This window comes from Pseudomonas sp. TNT2022 ID642, from assembly GCF_028656995.1.
GTDB lineage: Bacteria > Pseudomonadota > Gammaproteobacteria > Pseudomonadales > Pseudomonadaceae > Aquipseudomonas.
In genome coordinates, this window is sequence record NZ_JAMDGW010000024.1 from 57906 (window position 1) to 76060 (window position 18155).

General features: G+C 58.6%; 19 protein-coding genes and 1 tRNA gene. 2 read left to right on the forward strand and 18 right to left on the reverse strand.

Going from position 1 to position 18155, the window contains the following annotated elements:
* Positions 1-384: 384 nt before the first annotated feature.
* From M5G26_RS23110 to M5G26_RS23130, 5 genes are all read right to left on the reverse strand, one after another.
* Positions 385-1620 (reverse strand): methyltransferase, encoded by a 1236-nt coding sequence (locus M5G26_RS23110; protein WP_273916573.1) that lies wholly within the window; start codon positions 1618-1620, stop codon positions 385-387.
* Entirely contained in the window at positions 1601-2290 is a 690-nt protein-coding gene (locus tag M5G26_RS23115; protein ID WP_007909164.1) for an ABC transporter permease, read from the reverse strand. Before M5G26_RS23115 ends, M5G26_RS23110 begins: the two co-directional genes overlap by 20 nt.
* Positions 2290-2982, reverse strand: a complete 693-nt coding sequence (locus M5G26_RS23120; RefSeq protein WP_007909165.1) for an ABC transporter permease — start codon at positions 2980-2982, stop codon at positions 2290-2292. The genes M5G26_RS23115 and M5G26_RS23120 overlap by 1 nt, the downstream gene beginning before the upstream one ends.
* Before the next feature lie 78 nt (positions 2983-3060).
* On the reverse strand, positions 3061-3810 hold the full coding sequence (locus M5G26_RS23125; protein WP_034153033.1) for an ABC transporter substrate-binding protein: 750 nt from the start codon (positions 3808-3810) through the stop codon (positions 3061-3063).
* Between the two features lie 13 nt (positions 3811-3823).
* Complete coding sequence (locus M5G26_RS23130; RefSeq protein WP_007909167.1) at positions 3824-4597, reverse strand: ABC transporter ATP-binding protein; 774 nt, start codon at positions 4595-4597, stop codon at positions 3824-3826.
* 554 nt (positions 4598-5151) lie between these two features.
* Between M5G26_RS23130 and gabP the strand changes: the two genes are divergently transcribed.
* Positions 5152-6543 carry a GABA permease gene (gabP, locus tag M5G26_RS23135; protein WP_273916574.1) on the forward strand — a complete coding sequence of 464 codons (1392 nt, stop codon included), beginning with the start codon at positions 5152-5154 and terminating at the stop codon, positions 6541-6543.
* 70 nt (positions 6544-6613) lie between these two features.
* On the opposite strand, the gene M5G26_RS23140 is transcribed toward gabP, so the two are convergent.
* The 4 genes from M5G26_RS23140 to M5G26_RS23155 form a co-directional block, all read right to left on the reverse strand.
* On the reverse strand, positions 6614-7066 hold the full coding sequence (locus M5G26_RS23140) for a hypothetical protein (protein WP_134176235.1): 453 nt from the start codon (positions 7064-7066) through the stop codon (positions 6614-6616).
* 6 nt (positions 7067-7072) lie between these two features.
* Entirely contained in the window at positions 7073-7486 is a 414-nt protein-coding gene (locus tag M5G26_RS23145; RefSeq protein ID WP_008080543.1) for a hypothetical protein, read from the reverse strand.
* Between the two features lie 28 nt (positions 7487-7514).
* Complete coding sequence (locus M5G26_RS23150; protein ID WP_443218395.1) at positions 7515-8489, reverse strand: alpha/beta hydrolase family protein; 975 nt, start codon at positions 8487-8489, stop codon at positions 7515-7517.
* A 68-nt stretch (positions 8490-8557) separates the two neighbouring features.
* A complete protein-coding gene (locus M5G26_RS23155; protein ID WP_077570299.1) occupies positions 8558-9616 on the reverse strand; it encodes a PDDEXK nuclease domain-containing protein in 1059 nt (352 codons plus the stop codon).
* Positions 9617-9903: 287 nt separating this feature from the next.
* Between M5G26_RS23155 and M5G26_RS23160 the strand changes: the two genes are divergently transcribed.
* The gene (locus M5G26_RS23160) at positions 9904-10155 is read left to right on the forward strand and encodes a YceK/YidQ family lipoprotein (protein ID WP_273916576.1); all 252 of its coding nucleotides are present in this window, start codon (positions 9904-9906) and stop codon (positions 10153-10155) included.
* On the opposite strand, the gene M5G26_RS23165 is transcribed toward M5G26_RS23160, so the two are convergent.
* From M5G26_RS23165 to M5G26_RS23205, 9 genes are all read right to left on the reverse strand, one after another.
* Positions 10142-10504, reverse strand: coding sequence for a hypothetical protein (locus M5G26_RS23165; RefSeq protein ID WP_273916577.1), 363 nt, complete (start codon positions 10502-10504; stop codon positions 10142-10144). The two genes, M5G26_RS23160 and M5G26_RS23165, sit on opposite strands and share 14 nt — an antisense overlap.
* Positions 10501-11382: an alpha/beta hydrolase gene (locus M5G26_RS23170; RefSeq protein ID WP_273916578.1), complete on the reverse strand. Its 882-nt coding sequence runs from the start codon at positions 11380-11382 to the stop codon at positions 10501-10503. The genes M5G26_RS23165 and M5G26_RS23170 overlap by 4 nt, the downstream gene beginning before the upstream one ends.
* Positions 11379-12170, reverse strand: a complete 792-nt coding sequence (locus M5G26_RS23175; protein WP_273916579.1) for a TSUP family transporter — start codon at positions 12168-12170, stop codon at positions 11379-11381. The genes M5G26_RS23170 and M5G26_RS23175 overlap by 4 nt, the downstream gene beginning before the upstream one ends.
* 77 nt (positions 12171-12247) lie before the next feature.
* Positions 12248-13327, reverse strand: coding sequence for a hypothetical protein (locus M5G26_RS23180; protein WP_273916580.1), 1080 nt, complete (start codon positions 13325-13327; stop codon positions 12248-12250).
* A gap of 558 nt (positions 13328-13885) precedes the next feature.
* Positions 13886-13961 (reverse strand) — tRNA-Phe (locus M5G26_RS23185).
* A gap of 104 nt (positions 13962-14065) precedes the next feature.
* Positions 14066-14338: an oxidative damage protection protein gene (locus M5G26_RS23190; protein WP_016772129.1), complete on the reverse strand. Its 273-nt coding sequence runs from the start codon at positions 14336-14338 to the stop codon at positions 14066-14068.
* Positions 14335-15402, reverse strand: coding sequence for an A/G-specific adenine glycosylase (gene mutY / locus M5G26_RS23195; protein WP_273916581.1), 1068 nt, complete (start codon positions 15400-15402; stop codon positions 14335-14337). Before mutY ends, M5G26_RS23190 begins: the two co-directional genes overlap by 4 nt.
* Complete coding sequence (locus tag M5G26_RS23200; RefSeq protein ID WP_273916582.1) at positions 15399-17624, reverse strand: AsmA family protein; 2226 nt, start codon at positions 17622-17624, stop codon at positions 15399-15401. Before M5G26_RS23200 ends, mutY begins: the two co-directional genes overlap by 4 nt.
* A 78-nt stretch (positions 17625-17702) precedes the next feature.
* Positions 17703-18107: an acetyl-CoA sensor PanZ family protein gene (locus M5G26_RS23205; protein ID WP_150692936.1), complete on the reverse strand. Its 405-nt coding sequence runs from the start codon at positions 18105-18107 to the stop codon at positions 17703-17705.
* Between the last annotated feature and the right edge of the window lie 48 nt (positions 18108-18155).

The following is an 18155-nucleotide window of genomic DNA, read 5'->3' on the forward strand; positions in this document are numbered from 1 at the left end:
TGAATTCAGACTATTTTTGCATCGCGGTAAATTAAGCTCTGCGCAGTGCGCAACGTAGGATTCGCGCCTTACGCACGATAGGGCTGTTTTGCAGGGCAGGCAGTGGAGTTTCGGCTTTCGCGAGGCTGCAATTATTCACTCGGCGAGCCCATTATCCGGCGGTTATGTCGTTTTGATTGGCAGCTTATGCACAACTGAGAGGCGCGAGGACTGGCTTAGGCGAGGTTTTGTGAACCCATTCTCATTTTGTTCGCAAATCCCTGTTTTACAGGTTTTTTATTCATGTGAACAAAAAATGACCAGTGCTGTTAACGCAGCGAAACAGGCGCAGATATTGGATCCATGGGAAAACCATCAACAGAGTTATCCACAGGCTGTGATGTTTTAAACGCGTTCGGCCAGTAGCAGCAAATTACGCGGAGTCAGCGGGGTGTCGCAGAAGGTACCTAGGCGGACGGTGTAGCCCTGTTCTTCAAGGAAAAGCGCCCGATCCAAATTCAGCCAAAGCTCCAATGGCCGTCGGAACAGCCCGCGAAGCAATTCGAGGTTGCGAACTTCGGTCAATCGCTGCCAACCGGCTGCTTCGAGTCCGGACCAATCTGGCGAACCGATTGTGGATAACTCTTTGAGCGCAGCCAGATCGCGACAGTAATCGGCGAACGGTTTTTCCAGCCAAGCGCTGGGCAGGGAGGGCGTTGGCAGGTATTCGTCAACACCGCGCACTTGTCGTTGCAACAGGTCGAAGGCGAGGCGGCGGGACATTGAGGTGTCGCGCTGACGTCGGACGCGTGCACCAGCGGTGACAGTTTCGCTCATCGGCAGCGCCAGATCTTCCAGCGAGAGCTGTAGGAGCGATGCCGATCCTGCGCAGGACAATGCCTGATATTCGCTACTTCTGATGCGGTTGTAGCAGCAGGGCGCGATCGCCATTCGTTGGCAACCGGCTGCACTGGCCAGTTGCATCAAGCGCACATGCAGATCACCACACGCATGCAGGGCGACGGGCGTGTGAGCCGCGCTCAATACAGCAGAGGCATCAGTCGCCAGTACGTCTTGCTCCACATGCAAAGCGTGCAAGTGATGACGCTGACTTAACGCCTGACCGCTCGCGACCAATAAAGGATCGTATTCAACGCAAGTCAGTTGCTGCCCCGCGCGCAACAAGCGTCGCCCCAAATGCCCCTTGCCCGAACACCAGTCCAGCCAGTGCGTCGGTTGTGAGGCAAAAGCCAAACGGCTGGCAAATGCCTCGATCTGCTGCCACTTGCGTCCCGGCACATCGACATTCAGTCGATGGCCCGCAGCTTCCAGTGCATGCCCCGGCAACTCACCAACAGCACTCAGCTCAGCCGACAACGCCGCCAATGAAGCGAACGGTTCCGGCGCATCGACAAGATCAGCGGGTTGGTTGTGAGCACTTTCCGCGTCTTCCAGCGACCGTCCGCGTAGCCACAAGGCCAGCTCCGGGTAGGATGCTTCCCAATCAAGCGAAAGATGAGTGAACGGTCGAGGTTTCCACAGCGCCTGATGCTCAATCAAAAAAGCATCCAGCGCGGTGAAGCGGGCGAGTAAGTTCTCGCCCGTCAGCACGTAGGAAGTATCAGCGCCCTTGGCAGGCATCGACGCGCAGCCAGCGCTCCAGCAGCTTGAAGCCGCGCACGAGCACGTAAGCCATCAGCAGATAGAACACGCCAGCAGCGAAGAAGATCTCCACCGGCAAGTAAGTGCGGGCAATGATCGTGCGCGCCATGCCGGTCAGTTCCAGCAGAGTCACGGTGCTGGCCAGCGCACTGGCCTTGAGCATCAGGATCACTTCGTTGCTGTAGGCCGGCAGACCGATGCGCGCGGCACGCGGCAGGATGATGTAGAACATCGCTTTCGGCTTGGACATGCCCAACGCTCGCGCCGCTTCGATCTCACCCGGCGGAATCGCCTGAATCGCCCCGCGCAGGATCTCGGCGATGTACGCCGCCGTGTGCAGTGTCATGGTCACCGTGGCGCACCAGAACGGATCGCGCAGGTACGGCCACAACGCGCTTTCACGCACCGCATCGAACTGCGCCAAGCCGTAATAAACCAGAAACAGCTGCACCAGCAGCGGCGTGCCACGGAAAAAGAAGATGTAAGCGTAAGGCAGCGAGCGTACGTACCACAGCTTCGAAGAGCGGGCGATGCCCAGCGGAATCGCCAGCAGCAGACCGGCAATCACGGCGATGGCCACCAGTTCCAGGGTCAGGGTCGCGCCCTGTGCCAGTTTCGGCAGCCACTTGATGATGACTTCCCAGTTCATTAAGCGCTCCTCGCAAAGCCGCGAGCGGCGCGTTTTTCCAGGAAGTGCATGCCGGTCATCGCCAGCACGGTCAGGCCCAGGTACATGATCGCGGCGACCATATAGAAGGTGAACGGTTGTTTCGACACGGTCACGCCGATTTGCGCGTGACGCATGATTTCTTCCAGGCCGATCACCGAGACCAGCGCGGTGTCTTTCATCAGGATCATGAACAGATTGCCCAGACCGGGCAGGGCGATGCGCCACATCTGCGGCATGATCAGCCGGGTGAAGATCCGCCATTTCGACAGGCCCAGGGCCTGGCCGGCCTCACGGTGGCCTTTGGGAATGGCGAGGATCGCGCCACGGAACACTTCCGTGGCGTAGGCGCCGAAGCACAGGCCGAGGGCGATCACACCGGCGGCGAAGGCGTTGAGTTGCAGGTCGGGGTTGCCGAAGAACTCACCGAGGGCGCGCATCAGGTTGACCGTACCGAAATAGATCAACAGCACCCAGAGCAATTCCGGGACGCCACGCACCAACGTGGAATAAGTGCCGCCAAGCCATTGCAGCGGCTTGTACGGGGAAGTCTTGGCCAAGGCGCCGAGCAGACCGAGCACCAGTCCCAGGCACAGGGCCGTAAGGGCCAGTTGGACGGTCATCAGCGCGCCGGCAGCGAGGGCCGGGCCGAATCCGTAGAGGTCGATAATCATGGGTTTCTGTTCAAATTGCGGCAGGCAAAGTCGGGAGCCGGCGCCGTTGCATCACGGCGCCAGTCCCACAGGTCAGGATCAGTAGATGCTGAACGGGAAGTACTTGTCGTTGATCTTCTTGTAGGTACCGTCGGCGACGATTTCCTTCAGCGCGGCGTTGAGCTTCTCACGCAGTGGATCGCCCTTGCGCACAGCGATGCCGATCTTGTCGCTTTCTACGACCGGGTCACCTTTGAACTCGTAGTTCTTGCCAGCGTCGCTTTTCAGCCAGTCATAGTTGGCGTACTTGTCAGCGAGGATCGCGTCGACACGACCGGAAGTCAGGTCGAGATAGGCGTTTTCCTGGGTGTCGTAGAGGCTGACTTTGATGTCATCGGCGTAGGTGTCTTCCAGCCAGGTACCGGCCAGGGTCGCACGCTGGGTACCGATGGTCTTGCCTTTCAGCGAGTCCTTGTCGGTTTTGAAGTCGACGTTTTTCGGTGCGATGAACTGCAGCTTGTTCGAGTAGTACGGGTCGGTGAAGTCCACCGCGCCTTTGCGCTCTTCGGTAATCGACAGCGAGGAGATCAGGAAGTCGAACTTCTTCGCGTTCAGGGCCGGGATGATGCCGTCCCAGTCGGAAGTGACCACAGTGCACTCGACTTTCATCTTCGCGCAGAGGGCGTCGCCGATGTCTTTGTCGAAGCCGACGACGTTGCCGCTGGCGTCTTTATTGTTGAACGGCGGGTAGGCCGCTTCGATGCCCATCTTCAGGGTTTCAGCCATGGCACCGGCGCTGAACGCGAGGGTGACGGCGGCGGCCAGGAAGACCTTCTTGAAATTCTGCATGCATGTTGCTCCGTTAGCGGTTGCTGGACATGAATTGTTTGCAGCGCGCCGAAAGCGGGTTTTCGAACACCTGCTGAGGCGATCCTTGCTCTTCTATCAGGCCCTGATGAAGGAACACCACTTCGCTGGAGACCTGACGGGCAAAGCCCATTTCGTGGGTCACGAGCAGCATGGTGCGGCCTTCTTCGGCCAATGCGCGGATGACACTAAGTACTTCCTGAACCATTTCCGGGTCAAGCGCCGAGGTGGGTTCGTCGAACAGGATCACCTTCGGCTGCATCGCCAGCGTGCGGGCAATCGCCGCGCGTTGTTGCTGGCCACCGGACAATTGCGCCGGGTACGCGTGGCGCTTGTCGGCGATGCCGACCTTGGCCAGCAGCGCTTCGGCGACTTCGATCGCCTCGGCCTTGCTCTGGCCGAGCACGCGCCGCGGTGCCTCGATGATGTTGTCGAGGATGCTCATGTGAGGCCACAGATTAAAGTTTTGAAACACAAAACCAATCTCGGAGCGCAGGCGGTTGATCTGTTTGCCATCGGCGGCAACCAGTTCGCCATTTTTGGCGGCCTTGAGCTTGAGTTCTTCACCGGCCACCAGAATCTGGCCCTGGTGCGGGTTTTCCAGCAGGTTGATGCAACGCAGGAACGTGGACTTGCCGGAACCGGAGGAACCGAGGATCGAGATCACATCGCCGTCGCGGGCGGTCAGCGAGATGCCTTTGAGCACCTCAAGCTGTCCGTAGCGTTTGTGCAGGTTGCGGATTTCAAGCGCGGGCGTGGCCTCAGCCATGTGCGTTCCTCATATATGTTGCGCTCCAGCTGTTGGATGGCCTTCCTGGCGAGGCGGCCAAGCTAGCATAGCGTTTCAATGGCAGCCAACAGCGCTACGAGCGGTTAACGGGTGGCGTGTGGCAGGTTGTCGCATCGGCGCAGCAGACTGTCGCCCCATCAACAACCGAACGGGTGTTTGATCGTGCAAACCCGAGGGTGTCGCGTAAAAAAAGGCGCGATGTTGCCAGCTTTGGCGGGGTGTTGGAAGCGCTATCCGGCCGAACGTTCCTGAATCGCCCTTTTATTGTGCATCCCACACTTTTTCAGTGTGTTTCTGGTGCGCGAATTCGTCCTGAAAGTGAGTCGCAGGGTAACGCTCTGGCGGATTGCCATTAAATCCAAGGACTTGCGATGACTGTCCGGTCGCGCGCAAAGCCGCGGCACAGAAGAGTTTGAAACATTTTGGCGCAAAACTTGCGTGCAGAATAAGGAACGCCCCGTTGGTTTCTTTTTACGAGAAAGAAAATGCCAGACGGGCCGGACGCAATCGCTTTCCTTGCAAAGGTAGTTTCGATGAGCAGTACCTCAAGCTCCAATGGCCTCGAACAGGGGCTCAAACCGCGTCATGTGACCATGTTGTCGATCGCCGGTGTAATCGGCGCCGGTCTGTTCGTTGGCTCCGGCCACGCCATCGCTGCCGCCGGCCCTGCCGTGCTGCTGGCCTACGCCGCCGCCGGTACCCTGGTGGTTTTAGTGATGCGCATGCTCGGCGAAATGGCCGTTGCCTCGCCGGACACTGGCTCCTTCTCAACGTACGCCGACCGTGCCATCGGGCACTGGGCCGGTTTCACCATCGGTTGGCTGTACTGGTGGTTCTGGGTCTTGGTGATTCCACTGGAAGCCAACGCCGCCGCAACCATTCTCCATGCATGGTTCCCTGATGTCGGCATCTGGGCGTTCGCACTGGTCATCACCCTGTTGTTGACCGTCACCAACCTGTTCAGCGTAAAGAATTACGGCGAGTTCGAATTCTGGTTCGCGCTGATCAAAGTGCTGGCGATCATCGGCTTCATCATCCTCGGTCTGGCGGCGATCTTCGGCTTCCTGCCGAACAGTCAGGTCAGCGGTGTTTCGCACCTGTTCGACAGCGGCGGCTTCCTGCCTAACGGCATGGGCGCGGTACTGGGTGCGATCCTGACCACCATGTTCTCTTTCATGGGGACCGAGATCGTGACCATCGCGGCCGCGGAATCGAAGAACCCGGGCAAGCAAATCTCCAAGGCCACCAACTCGGTGATCTGGCGGATCGGCCTGTTCTACCTCGTGTCGATCTTCATCGTTGTGGCTCTGGTGCCATGGAACGATCCTACGCTGGCCAACCTCGGCTCCTACCAGACCGTGCTTGAGCGCATGGGCATCCCGAACGCCAAGATGATCGTCGACATCGTGGTTCTGGTGGCGGTGACCAGCTGCCTGAACTCGGCGCTGTACACCTCGTCGCGCATGCTCTTCTCCCTCGGCAAGCGCGGTGATGCACCGGTCATGGCGACTCGGGTGAACAAAAGCGGCACGCCTTACTGGGCGGTCATGCTGTCCACCGGCGCGGCGTTCCTGTGCACCTTCGCCAACTACGTGGCACCGGCCGCAGTGTTCGAATTCCTGCTGGCCAGTTCCGGCGCCATCGCCCTGCTGGTGTATCTGGTGATCGCGTTCTCGCAACTGCGCATGCGTAAACAACGCATGGCACGCGGCGAGAAAATCGTCTTCAGCATGTGGCTGTTCCCGGGCCTCACCTACGCGGTGATCATCTTCATCGTCGCGGCCCTGACCATCATGTTGTTCCAGGAAGCGCATCGCGTGGAGATCCTCGCGACTGGTTTGCTGAGTCTGATGGTGGTGGCTGCCGGTTTGCTGGTGGCACGCCGTCGCAAGCTGGAAAAACGTGGTGCGGTGGTGTTGAACTGATCCGTTACGCGTAATGCAAAACGGCCGCTGTCAGTGATGACGAGCGGCCGTTTTTGTTTACGAGCGTTGTTTATTCGCTCTTGCCTTCCTGTGCTTCCACCGACTTGCCATAAGCATCCAGCGCAACCCCGAAATCGGTGATGAACTGCGGTTCGCTCAGCCAGGCCTGGGCCTCTTCGATCGTTACGCCTTCGGCCCACATGCGATAGTCGATCAGCATGTCGGCGGCCAGGTGGGTGGCGGCCATGCCTTCGTTGTCGGCGTTTTCCATGTCCAGCAGCTCTGGATGGTCAACGATGACGAACGCCAGTTCGCGCAGCAGGGTCAGCAGCATCTCGTTGCGGCTGATGGCTTCGGCGTCGCGCATTTTGCTGAACATCGCCAGGGTGTATTCCGGGATCGGCTCGGCGAGGTGGTCGAGGTCTTCGTCCTGCTCCAGCGGCTTGCGGCCGACCATACGGATTTGCTTGGCTTTGGCCTTGGCGCGTTTGGCGCGTTTCTGTTGCTTGTTCAGGGATGCCATGGGAACTCAGTTCTTCTGTTGGGTTTGCGCGGCGATCGCGTCGGACGCCGCCACATAGTCGGCCTGGAAGGCCGGGGATTCGATCCATGCCAGGGCGCCGGCCTCGTCGGTTTCCTGCGACCACTGGCGATACTCGATCAGCGCGGCGAGGATGAAATCCATCGCGCCTTCTTCGCCTTCCTGCTCGTAGACCAACTCCAGCAGCGGATCTTCTAGGAACGCGGTGCACAGGGCTTGCTGGCTGATCTTCTCGGCGTCGATCATTTTCTTGAACAGCTCGGTCAGGTCCACCGATTCGAAGTCGATGCGGTCATCGTTCGGGTCCAGCTCGACCGGCGCTTCGGCGCGTTTGGTGCGGTTCTGCTTGGCCTTGGCTTTGGCCCGGGTGGCGCGTTTTTGCTGCTTGTTGGCGGAGGCCATGATGTGTTCCGTCGTGCGTTGAGAGGGCTCAGCTGCGCGGGACTTGCCGCCCGGGGGTGTCGGGGGCCAGTGCGCCGGTTTGCAGCCAGGTCAGAGCGATGGGCCATAGTGTGGCTTGGTATGCGCTGCGAAAAAAGGCGAAATGTCCGACTTGTTGTTCGCCGATGTCCTGCGGGGTGATGCGCAGGTGGATTTTTTCAGCGTTGTCGAAGTAATCGAGCAGGCGTTCGATGGCCGCAATCGTGCCGTAGGGATCGTCGCTGATGCTGATGGCCAGAGTCTGTGCGCGGACATTGGCGAAGGGCAGGGCGCCGGTCTTTTTCATCAGCACGCGACCACTTGGGCGCCGTTCGTAAAGCGCGGCAGGCGCGCTCCAGTCGTGCACAACGCCTGTCGGCGTATCTTCCAGCCAGCCGAGTCGCTTGCCGGGGAAGAAGCCGCAGAATAGCGTCAGCAACGGCATCACGACGTGCCATTTGCCGAACATTCGCCAGCGCTGTTCCGGCGCGTAGTCGCGCCAGTAGGCGAACTGCGCGCCGACGGTGACCAGCCGTCGGATAACCTGCCCGGACTCGCCCAGGCCCGCCGCGCAACCGCCAAAGCTGTGGCCGACCACATCGATCGGCTGACCGGGAAACTCTCGTTGCGCGCGTTTGAGCATCGCTTCGAAATCCAGTGCGCCCCAATCTGTCCACGAGGCGTTCAAGCCTTTGATCGAAGCGGGTCGCGATTCGCCGATGCCGCGGTAGTCGTAGGTCATCACGTCGAAGCCGTTTGCGAACAGATAAGCCGCGAAACGCGAGTAGTGGCGGCAACGTACCGACGTGGCGGCGCTGATGATCACTACAGGGCGTTGGCTATCAGGCAAGAACTGACGCCAAGTGAAACCGCCAAGTGCAATGCCGTCGGCGGCAGCTTCTTTGAAAGGCTCACCTTGCTCAGCAGTCAAGGTTGGCGACCCTGACTGCATGTCTTGCCTTGCGGGCGTGTCCTGACAGCTCATGACGCTCGACCTTGAAGAGTAAGCTGACAACGATAGTCTCAGCGCCGCCCAGCAACAATCCGCAAGTTTTACTCGGTGGATTGAGTGAGCCTGCGCTCTTCGATCAACGCCTGCTCGCGATTGAGTTCCGCGCGTAACTCGTCTTCACTCGGCAGGATCGTCTTGTAACTGCTGGCAAACAGTTGCTCATTGCCCTTGAGCATTGAGTAGCGCGCCACCGAGTCGTTGCTCTCGGCAGACAGAATAATCCCGACTGTCGGCTTGTCGCCCTCGCTGCGCATGAGTTCGTCGTACATGCGCACATACATGTCCATCTGCCCGACATCGCGGGCGCTGAGCTTGCCGCGTTTGAGATCAATGATCACAAAGCATTTGAGCAGGTAGTTGTAGAACACCAGATCGATATACAGATCGACGCCGTCGGTACTGATGCGTTGTTGGCGGGCGACGAAGGAAAAGCCTTTACCCAGCTCAAGCAGAAAGCCCTGCAGATGGTCGATGAGCGCTTGTTCGAGACCGCTTTCCCTGACCTTGCCTGCTGAGGGCAGACCGAGAAATTCGAGCATGACGGGATCACGAATGAATTCACGCGGGTTGCATTTCAGCGCTTCAATGTTGGTGGTGGCTTCTTCGATCACATCGGCTTTGTCGCGACTCATGAGAAGCCGCTCGTAGTAGAGCGTAAGTATCTGGCGATCGAGGGCGCGGCTTGACCAGTTCAGGTTGGCGCATTCGTCCATGTACCAGTGGCGTGCTTTTTCATTGGTCACGCCCAGAAGCCGACGATAGTGGGTCCAGCTCAATTCGTGACGCAGTGCGTCACGAATTGGAAACGCCTGATAAAAGAGGCGCATATAACGCAGGTTGGAAGCGTCAAACCCCTTCCCGAATTGCGCCGTCAGATCCTTCGCCAACAACACGAGCAACTGTTTTCCATAGCCCGCACGCTGGGCTCCCTCTTGTTCAAACTCGACAATATGCCTGCCGATCTGCCAGCAGGTTTGCACTTGAATCGTGTCCACCGCACGCAGCACTTTTTGCCGCGCCTGGCGAATCAATTCGCCCAGCTCCCCCAGCAACGAATCGATTTTCGGGTCTTGCGTGTCAGCAGGTTTTAGCGGGCTCATTGGCTCTTCCACATCGTTGGAAACAGGCGTCAAAGCATGCCAAGAGTCGCTGCGTGGGTATGTCGGGCGAGCCGGTGAAGTCGGAAGGAAGAGGGGATTGGTATTGCAGGACGTTGCCGGTGAAAGAGGCGTCAGACAGAAAGGGTCTGTAGTCCTTTTCGTACATGCTCGTGAGTCGTGGTGATTGCAAAGCCTGGGCGCGGGTACAATCCCGCGCCTCATCTTTTGTGACGTAGGGAAGTGCTGGTTTGAAAGGGATTTTGCGTGTTGTTGGTGTTGCAGGCCTCATGTTGCAGTTGACCGGCTGCGGAACGTTTATCGGGCGTTTGAATGACGGTTTGTCCGATGCCCAGTATTACCGAGGGGTTGATGGCAACCTTCACCTGCTGGGTGTGCGTGGCGGTGGTAGCGATGGCATGCCGGCGGCGATCGTCTGTTACATGATGATTGTCTGCCCGGTCATCACCGTCGTCTCCCTGCCAGTGGATGCCGCGCTGGATACGGTTCTGCTGCCGATTGATTACATCAATACGCTTTAGGTTTCTTTGCGCGGCGCTTGCTTTTCGGCGTGTGCACGGGCTCTTGCACTTTGCGATAGATCCACACGCCGAACACACCCACTGCCAACAGAAACACTGTGCCAACGCTCTGCCAGAAAAACTCGAACCAGAACCGCCGAGGCTGCAGGGCCAGGGTGTAAGTGCTGCGCGGGCCGCGATTGTTGGTGGTGATGGAGCCGGTGATCCAGCTGTCGATCAGCATCCAGATCGACAACCCGATGGCTAAAGTAATCAGCAGAGCAGCGAGAACAGTCAGCCAGTACGTCACGCGACTTGGCCGATAGGGTGGTGGATGGGGCAGGGGGATGCGGGTTTTCCTTTGACTCATGACGCTTGTGACCTGTTTCCGGTATTGATGAACCGCGCTATCTCGTTGGCCAATTCCACTGCGCGCGGCGGGTTTTCCCTGAGCCACGTCGATACCGCGTGGTCGCAGCCTGGCAGGACGATTTTTTTCAACTGATGAGGTGCCAGGCTCTTTTCAATGGCCTCGATGACTTCATACGGAATCGCGCTGTTGATCTCGCGTGCGCCTATTTGCAGCGTCCCGGCAGACGTACCAGCGATCCCGCCAAAAGTGGTTGCCTGAAGACCATCGTATTCGCCGATCACCAGCAAGACCTCGCCGTCGAACGTGCGCAGGAACTTCAGCGATGGCGAGTCGAGAAAACCGTAAGGCACCGAAATGGCACGTTTGAAGGGTGGGCCAAACGGTTGTTGCCAGGCCGCCTCCGCGTACAGGGCCGGACAGATCAGTACGATGCGTTTGACTGAAGCGCGATGCGCCTGCGCCACCTTGAGCGCGAGTGCGCCGCCCAGGCTGTGTCCGATCACCGTGTTGAGCACGCCGCCAAGATGATCGGCAAACTGCAACGCCTCCTGAAGGTTCTGCGCCAGCGAAGTGCTTTCGAGGGCGATGTCGGCGTTGTGGGTGTGGCCGGAGAGATTGAAACTCAGGCTGCCAATGCCCAGTGCCTGCAAGGGGTGCAGGATGGCGTTGAGTCGCGAATAGTCAGAGCGGGCGCCGTGAATGGCCAGCACCTTCGGCGTTGACGTTTCCCCGGCCGAGTCGGCCAGTACCCGCCCCTCCAGTTGATAGCCGGCGAAGGTTTGCGCAAAGAAAAACTCAGGGCCGGTTGGCGCATCGTCGAACTGCAATCGAGAGCGAAGTCGAGATGCGTCGGTCAACGCCAACCGATTGATCATAGCGCTGCCAGGGAGTGGAGGACTGCAACGCGCAGTGGATTGGTCTCCACGCTCAGAAGCTTGATCGCCAAGGCGCAGCAAACCACGATCAACATGGGCTTGATCAAGCGCGGGCCGACCCGGACAGCCGCTCTTGCGCCCAGTTGTGCGCCGACGAAGGCCGCCAGCGCCATGGCAATCGCGATCGGCCAGATGATTACGCCTTTGGTGATGAAGACTGACAGCGACCCCAGGTTGCACGAAGCGTTGGCCAGTTTGGTGAAGCTCATGGCTCGCATCATGCCAAGCCCGCAGAGCAGCACGAAACCGACGATAAAGAACGAGCCTACACCTGGGCCGAAGATACCGTCGTAGAAGCCCAGTATCGGCGCTACGGTGAACGAGAACAGCAGAATACCGATTCGTTTGCGTCGATCCTCATTGGCCAGTTTCGGCGAGAGCGCAAAGTAGATCGCCACCAGAATAAGCATGACGGGCACGCACACTTCCAGATAGCGCTTATCAATGGAACTGACCAAGAGAGCCCCGCTGGCGCCCCCCAGGAACGCGCAGATAACCAGGAAGCGTCCTTCGCGCCATTCAATCATGCCCTTGCGAGCAAAAGTGACCGTGGCCGAGATAGTTGCCGAAGCGGCCTGGAACTTGTTTGTGGCAATCGCACTGATCGGGTCGACACCGGCCAGAAACAGGGCAGGCAAAGTAATCAAGCCGCCGCCTCCGGCAATCGCATCAAAAAAACCGGCGCAAAATGCTACGAGCGCCAACATGCCAATTACATCCCAAGCCATTACATTTTCCCTTTTTATAGTTATTGGCCAGCCATCCACATGGCTGGCCATTCAGCAGCTTTGACGTGCGCTGAATATCAGCCCTGAATCAGTAGCGGATCATCTGAAATGACAATCGGGGATGAGAACTTCGACAGGCCGAAGATGCGCACCAGCACTCGTCGGTTGTCTTTGATGACATCGCGACAATGCAAGGCCCGAACGTTATTGATCACCATGGCCGACTCTTGCGTCAGCGTGTATTGCACCGGTGTTGCTTTACTCACGCTTTGGCAAAGCGCGGAATAAGCCTCTTTTATAAAGTCCGAGGCGTTGTCGTTGACCGAAAAACGGTACGAATTGAATCGCGCGGCGAATCCGACGTTGTCATCGAACTCCAGAATCGAAACATTGCGGCCATCCTCGCCCTTGCCATTGACGAAAGAGTCGCTACGGGTGAACTGGAAGCTGCCCGTCGTCAGTGCCAGGCATCCGGTGACACCGATTTCGTCCAGCAGAGGTGGCAACGGAATTACCGAGGTGGGCTCCAGGCTTGGATTCCACAGGGCCGAGAGTATCAACGATGATGGTGAGGGCGAGTGCCCGTCTTGCGCGTTCACCGCGCACCAGTACGGCGCTTCGGTGTGCGGGCCGAGCGCGAGACCGGAGTGGGAGCTCAGCTCTTTGATTTCCGGTTCATCATTGATTTTGGTCAGTCCACCGCCCTTGAAGTTGGCGACGAGGCGGACCAGTTTGCCTTCGTTGTCCATGTCGTAGGCAAAGGAGCTGTTATCCACCAGTTTCAACAGAATCTGATTGCGTGCCGCCAGACAAAGTACGTCGTGACGATTCTCCAGAGCGGCCAGGTCGGGCAGTTCATCCGGAGGGCTCGTGTCGGTGAATGGTTGCATCCCCTCAAAGATCAGCAGGGAAACCAGGCCGTCGGAGTAAGCGCCAAGCAGTTCGGATTGATCTTTGGAAAATGAAAACTTCAACTCAGTCGCTGCCAGCGAGGCTTTGGACTTGGCGCCAGCGGCTTGGGGTCCGCCCATGGCTGCCAGTTCTTCAGAGAAGGTGCGCAGCAGCGTTGCTTGTTGCTTATCAAAACTGAAAGTTCTGACTTCCTGTTCAACTAAAGACTCAACGGTTTTATTAGTGTGTTGTAGGACTTCGGTCATTGTTTACATCCCTGTCGTATCGGCTCCCTTTGTATTTTTTTGTGGGAGCTGTTGGCTGTTTCGATGATGCAATGCGTGCCGAGCGCACGCACAGATCCGGACGTGGGCGAGTTGATACAGGTCTGGTTTTTTCGGGAGGGCGCAGGGGGCTGTGACGCGACAGTTCAAACAAGTGTTGAATGCCTCGTCGGTGTTTGCTGTCGCTTGCCTGACAGCTGAAACAACAGCAGATGACCTGCGCTGAGGTCTTGTCCTCCATGACAACGTTATGACCGGCTTTGATCTGCGAGCTACCCTGCTCGCAGGCACAACTTTCCTGATGCCTGCAACAACCTCGGAAGGTTCCGATAGTTCGAAGGCGCGGAGTGCGTTATTGGGGTGGTGCGTTAAATGCGTGTCATCTTTCGACAGTCATTAATGACCTGCCGGAAAAAAGCTGGCTGAGCCTAACATCAAAATAATGGCCAGCAAAAGCACTGGAAGAGGGGATGAAGTACGGCTTATCAAATCGCAGGCATAAAAAAACCCTGAATCTTGCGATTCAGGGTTTTCGGTATTTGGTGCCCAGAGACGGAATCGAACCGCCGACACGGGGATTTTCAATCCCCTGCTCTACCGACTGAGCTATCTGGGCAACGGGGCGCATTAAAAGGGTTTTTCGGATTTACGTCAACGACTTTTTTAAAATTTCTTAAATTAATTCCGTCGCTTACGATCCGACCCCCGATTTTGCGGGGTTTACTCTGCAGGCGGAACGTAGCCTTCGGCCTTGGCGTATTCCTCGCCGGAGAAGTACTTGTCCATTTCGCCCTGAAGATATTTGCGGTCTTCGGCGTTCATCATGTTCAGACGCTTTTCGTTGATCAGCAGGGTCTGGTGTTTCTGCCAGTCAGCCCAAGCCTTGGCCGAGACGTGGTCAAAAATATCCTGACCTTTGGCGCCCGGGAAAGGGGCGCGTTCCAGCGCGGGCAATTCTTCTTTGTACTTGCGGCACATTACGGTGCGGGTCATGGCGACTCTCCTGCATTCAAGACGGCGGCCGCGCGTTCGAGCAAGGTTTTGACCGGGGCGGCGAGGCCCAGGCGCGGCGGGGTGGCGAGGTTATACCAGAGCCAGTCGGCCTCGGCCACGTGATGGGCGGCCTCCTGCACCTGAACCAGCCAGGGTTCGATGGACAGCTGGAAATGGCTGAACGTGTGGACGAGGCTCGGCAGCGCCTGCTGCTCGCCCATGGTCAGCGAATGCTGATCGGCGAGATGTTGCAGGTCATCGAGGTCGTCGAGTTCCGGCAGGCTCCACAGACCGCCCCACAAGCCGCTCGAGGGGCGACGGTAAAGCAGAATCGCCCCTTCGGCGTTGGCCAGCATCGGCATCAGCGTGCGCTTCTGCGGAATGGCTTTGCGCGGCTTGGGAATCGGGTAGCGGGTTTCGAGGCCGAGCATGTGCGCCTCGCAACCACGCTCCAGCGGACATAGCAGGCAACTTGGCTTGCTGCGCGTACACAGCGTGGCGCCGAGATCCATCATCGCCTGGGTGTAGGCGTTGACCCGATCGTGCGGCGTAAAGCGCTCAGCGTTGGCCCAGAGCTGTTTGGCGACCTTCGGCTCGCCGGGGTAGCCCTCTTGCGCGGTAAAACGTGCCAGCACGCGTTTGACGTTGCCGTCGAGGATCGGCGCGCGCAGCCCCATGCTGATGCTCGCAATGGCGCCAGCGGTGGACAGGCCAATGCCCGGCAGATCGGTAAGCTTTTCAACGTCACGGGGAAACTCTCCACCGTACTGGCTGACGACGATCTTCGCAGTCTTCTGCAAATTGCGCGCACGGGTGTAGTAACCCAGCCCGGTCCACAGGTGCAGCACCTCGTCTTCTGGCGCCTCGGCTAGCGTTTCGACCGTCGGCAGCGCGGCCATGAAACGGTCGAAGTAATTGAGCACGGTGCTGACCTGGGTTTGCTGCAACATGATCTCCGACACCCACACCCGATACGGGTTGATGTCCTGCTGCCAAGGCAGATCGTGGCGGCCGTGGCGGTCGAACCAATCCAGCACCGCCGTGGAAAATTGCTCCGCTCTCATCGCTTGAACAGCCCCTTCAATGCGTTTTTCAGTTCCGGACTGACCTTGTCACCGAGTTTCTCGTCGATCTTCTCACTGAGCTTGTCGCCGGCCAGTTTGGTCGCGACCTGACCGAGGCGATCGTTGTCGACGCGGCAGGCCTTGGCGCCCAATTCCAGTGGGCCTCGGCAACGCAGCGGCCACTCGATGCCGACGAATTTCTCACCGACCTGGCAGGCCGGATCCGGCATGGCGCTGGTGTCGCCTTCGACGATGATGCCGACGCGATAGTCCATGCCGAGCACGCGCAAATCGATGTCGCCGTCACCGTTGACGGTCATGCCGGGGATGCGCACTTTCAGGTCAGGGTTGCTGGCGATGCCGTTGCGGAAGGTCAGGTTGCCTTTCAGCTCCTGGAACGGCGTGTCCTTGCCCCGTGGCTCACCACTGAGGGTTTTGCGGTTGAGCGTGGCGATGCCTTTGCACAGTTGCTGCTCAAGATTGGCGTTGAGCAGCACACCGTTGTTGATCACAAAACTGGCGTTGCCGTTAAGCGTGTCGATCAGCGCCTGTTGGCTGTTGCCGCTACCGGTCACGTTGCTGGTGAGGGTCACCAGGCCTTTGACGGGCGGGTTCTTGCCTTGGCTTTCGAGGATTTTTTCTACAGGCACGCGATTGAGCTTGGTCTGCAGGTTGAGCACCGGTGCGCTTGGGCGTACATCGAGAGTGCCGTTGGCTGCGAATTCGCCGTTGTACAGCTCGCCACTCAGGTTGCTCAAGGTCAACAGGCCGCCCTGACCGGTGGCCTTGAGCGCTGCGTTCTGGATCGGCAGTTTGTCGAGGGTCAACTGGCCAAAGGTCAGGTCGGCATCAACGTCGAGTTTGGCCAGGCGTTCAACCGGCAGCAGGCGCTCGGTGCTCCAGGCGGTTTTGCTCGGTTTGTCCGGCAGAGGCGTGGAGCCGGCCCCGGCCATCGCATCGGCTTCGGTGCTGGCGACTTCGGCCTGACGCACTTGCGTGGCGCTATTGGCTTGCGCCGATTTCGGCGGCAGGTAGCGGTCGACGTTGAACGTGTCAGCCTTGAGGACTGCGCGTAGCGATTGTTTGGCGAAATCTTCGACGGCAAGACGACCGCTGAAGCTGCTGTCGTCAAGTTTCAGGTTGATGTTGTCGAAAGCGATGCTGCTTGGGGTCGCTGCAACGCGGCTGACCAGTTCGACTTTGCTCAGGCTGCCTTCGGCCATGGCCGGCAGCTTCTGGCCGATGCTGTCGACGAATTTCGCCAGATCGAACTGGGCGATGGAGATGCCGCCGGTGATCTGCGGGGTTTTGTCGAGGTCATTGGCTTTCAGTTCGCCCAAGGCGCGCAACTGGTTGGCGGAGATCTTGATGCCGGTCCATTCGGCGACGTTGGCGGCTTTATCGAGCAATAACTGCCCTTGGGCAGCAAAGGTCATGGTCTTGCCCTGCAGCGGATCGCCAGCCAGTTCGCCGGACAGCTTCAGGTCTTCGAACTTGTAGCGTTGCAATGCGCGTTCGATACGCAGCTCGCCGGTGAGCTCGGTGCGCACGCGCAGAACTGGCTGATTGGTGCCGAGGAATGCGGTGGCTTTGATCGGGATATTGGTCGAATCGTGAACTGGACCTGTACTCAGCTGAATGCTTTCGGCGCTGAATTGCTTGCCGGTCTTTTCGTCGTTGTACTCAACGCGGGCGTTATTGACGGTCAGGCTGTCAATGTCGAGGCGGATCGGCTGCGGTGGCTTTTCCACGGCCGGGATGGTTTCACTGGGCGGTTGGCCTGCAGTAGCGGCTGGTGGCGTTGCTCCGGCCGGGGCCGGCACCTTACCGATGTCTTCCCAGTTGCCGTGGCCGTCCTTGTCGCGTTTCAGGCGCAAATTCAGACCTTCAACGCGCACATCGCTCATTTGCACTTCACGGCGCAACAGCGGTAGCACGCGCACGGACAGGCCGAGCATCTGCAGATCGGCATACGGTTCGGTCGGATTGATCAGGGTGGCGACGCTGGCTTCGTGCAATTCCAGGCCGAGCCACGGGAACAGGCTCCAGCCAATATCGCCATTGAGCGTCAGCTCGATGTGGGCCTTGTCGCGGGCTATCTGGCGGATCTCGTCTTTGTAGTCGTTGGGATCGAAGAGGTGGGTCAGGGCAAAGCCTGCTGCCACAATGATCAGCAACAGCCCGAGAAGTACCAGACCCAGGATTTTGCCGAACGCTTTCATGGGCGAGTCCTTGTAGTTAGTCGAATTCGTAATTTAGCCGGGGAGTATAGCGCCGCAACCGCCCGGTTCGCTGTGACGTCATGTTGCCAGGACCTCCAGCCGTACCTGCAACTTGGCGGCCAGTGCCTGAGCCTCAAGATGCTCCGCAGGGGCCAGCAGACGCAGTTCGGCCCCCGCTTGCGACGCCATTTTCTGCGCTTGGTTCACCAGTCGTTCGGCCACTCCACGGCGACGGGTAACTTTTCTTACGCATAAATGGGACAAGTACCAGACGTCGTGGTGCCTTTGCAGAAAGCCGGCACCGAGCAGGCGGTCGTTGAAACGTCCGGCAATAAAACTCCCGTCCGCGAGGGCGCTTTCGATCAGCCCGGCCTCCCCGGAAAACGGCGCGAACAGCCACTGCGGGGCGTCGCGATAGATCTTCTGCAGATCCTGTTGATCCTGATAACTGGCGTCTTTCAAGGCTTGGACAATGACTGGCATACGTTCCCCCGCAGGAATGCTTCTGTAGGAGCTGCCGAACGCTGCGAT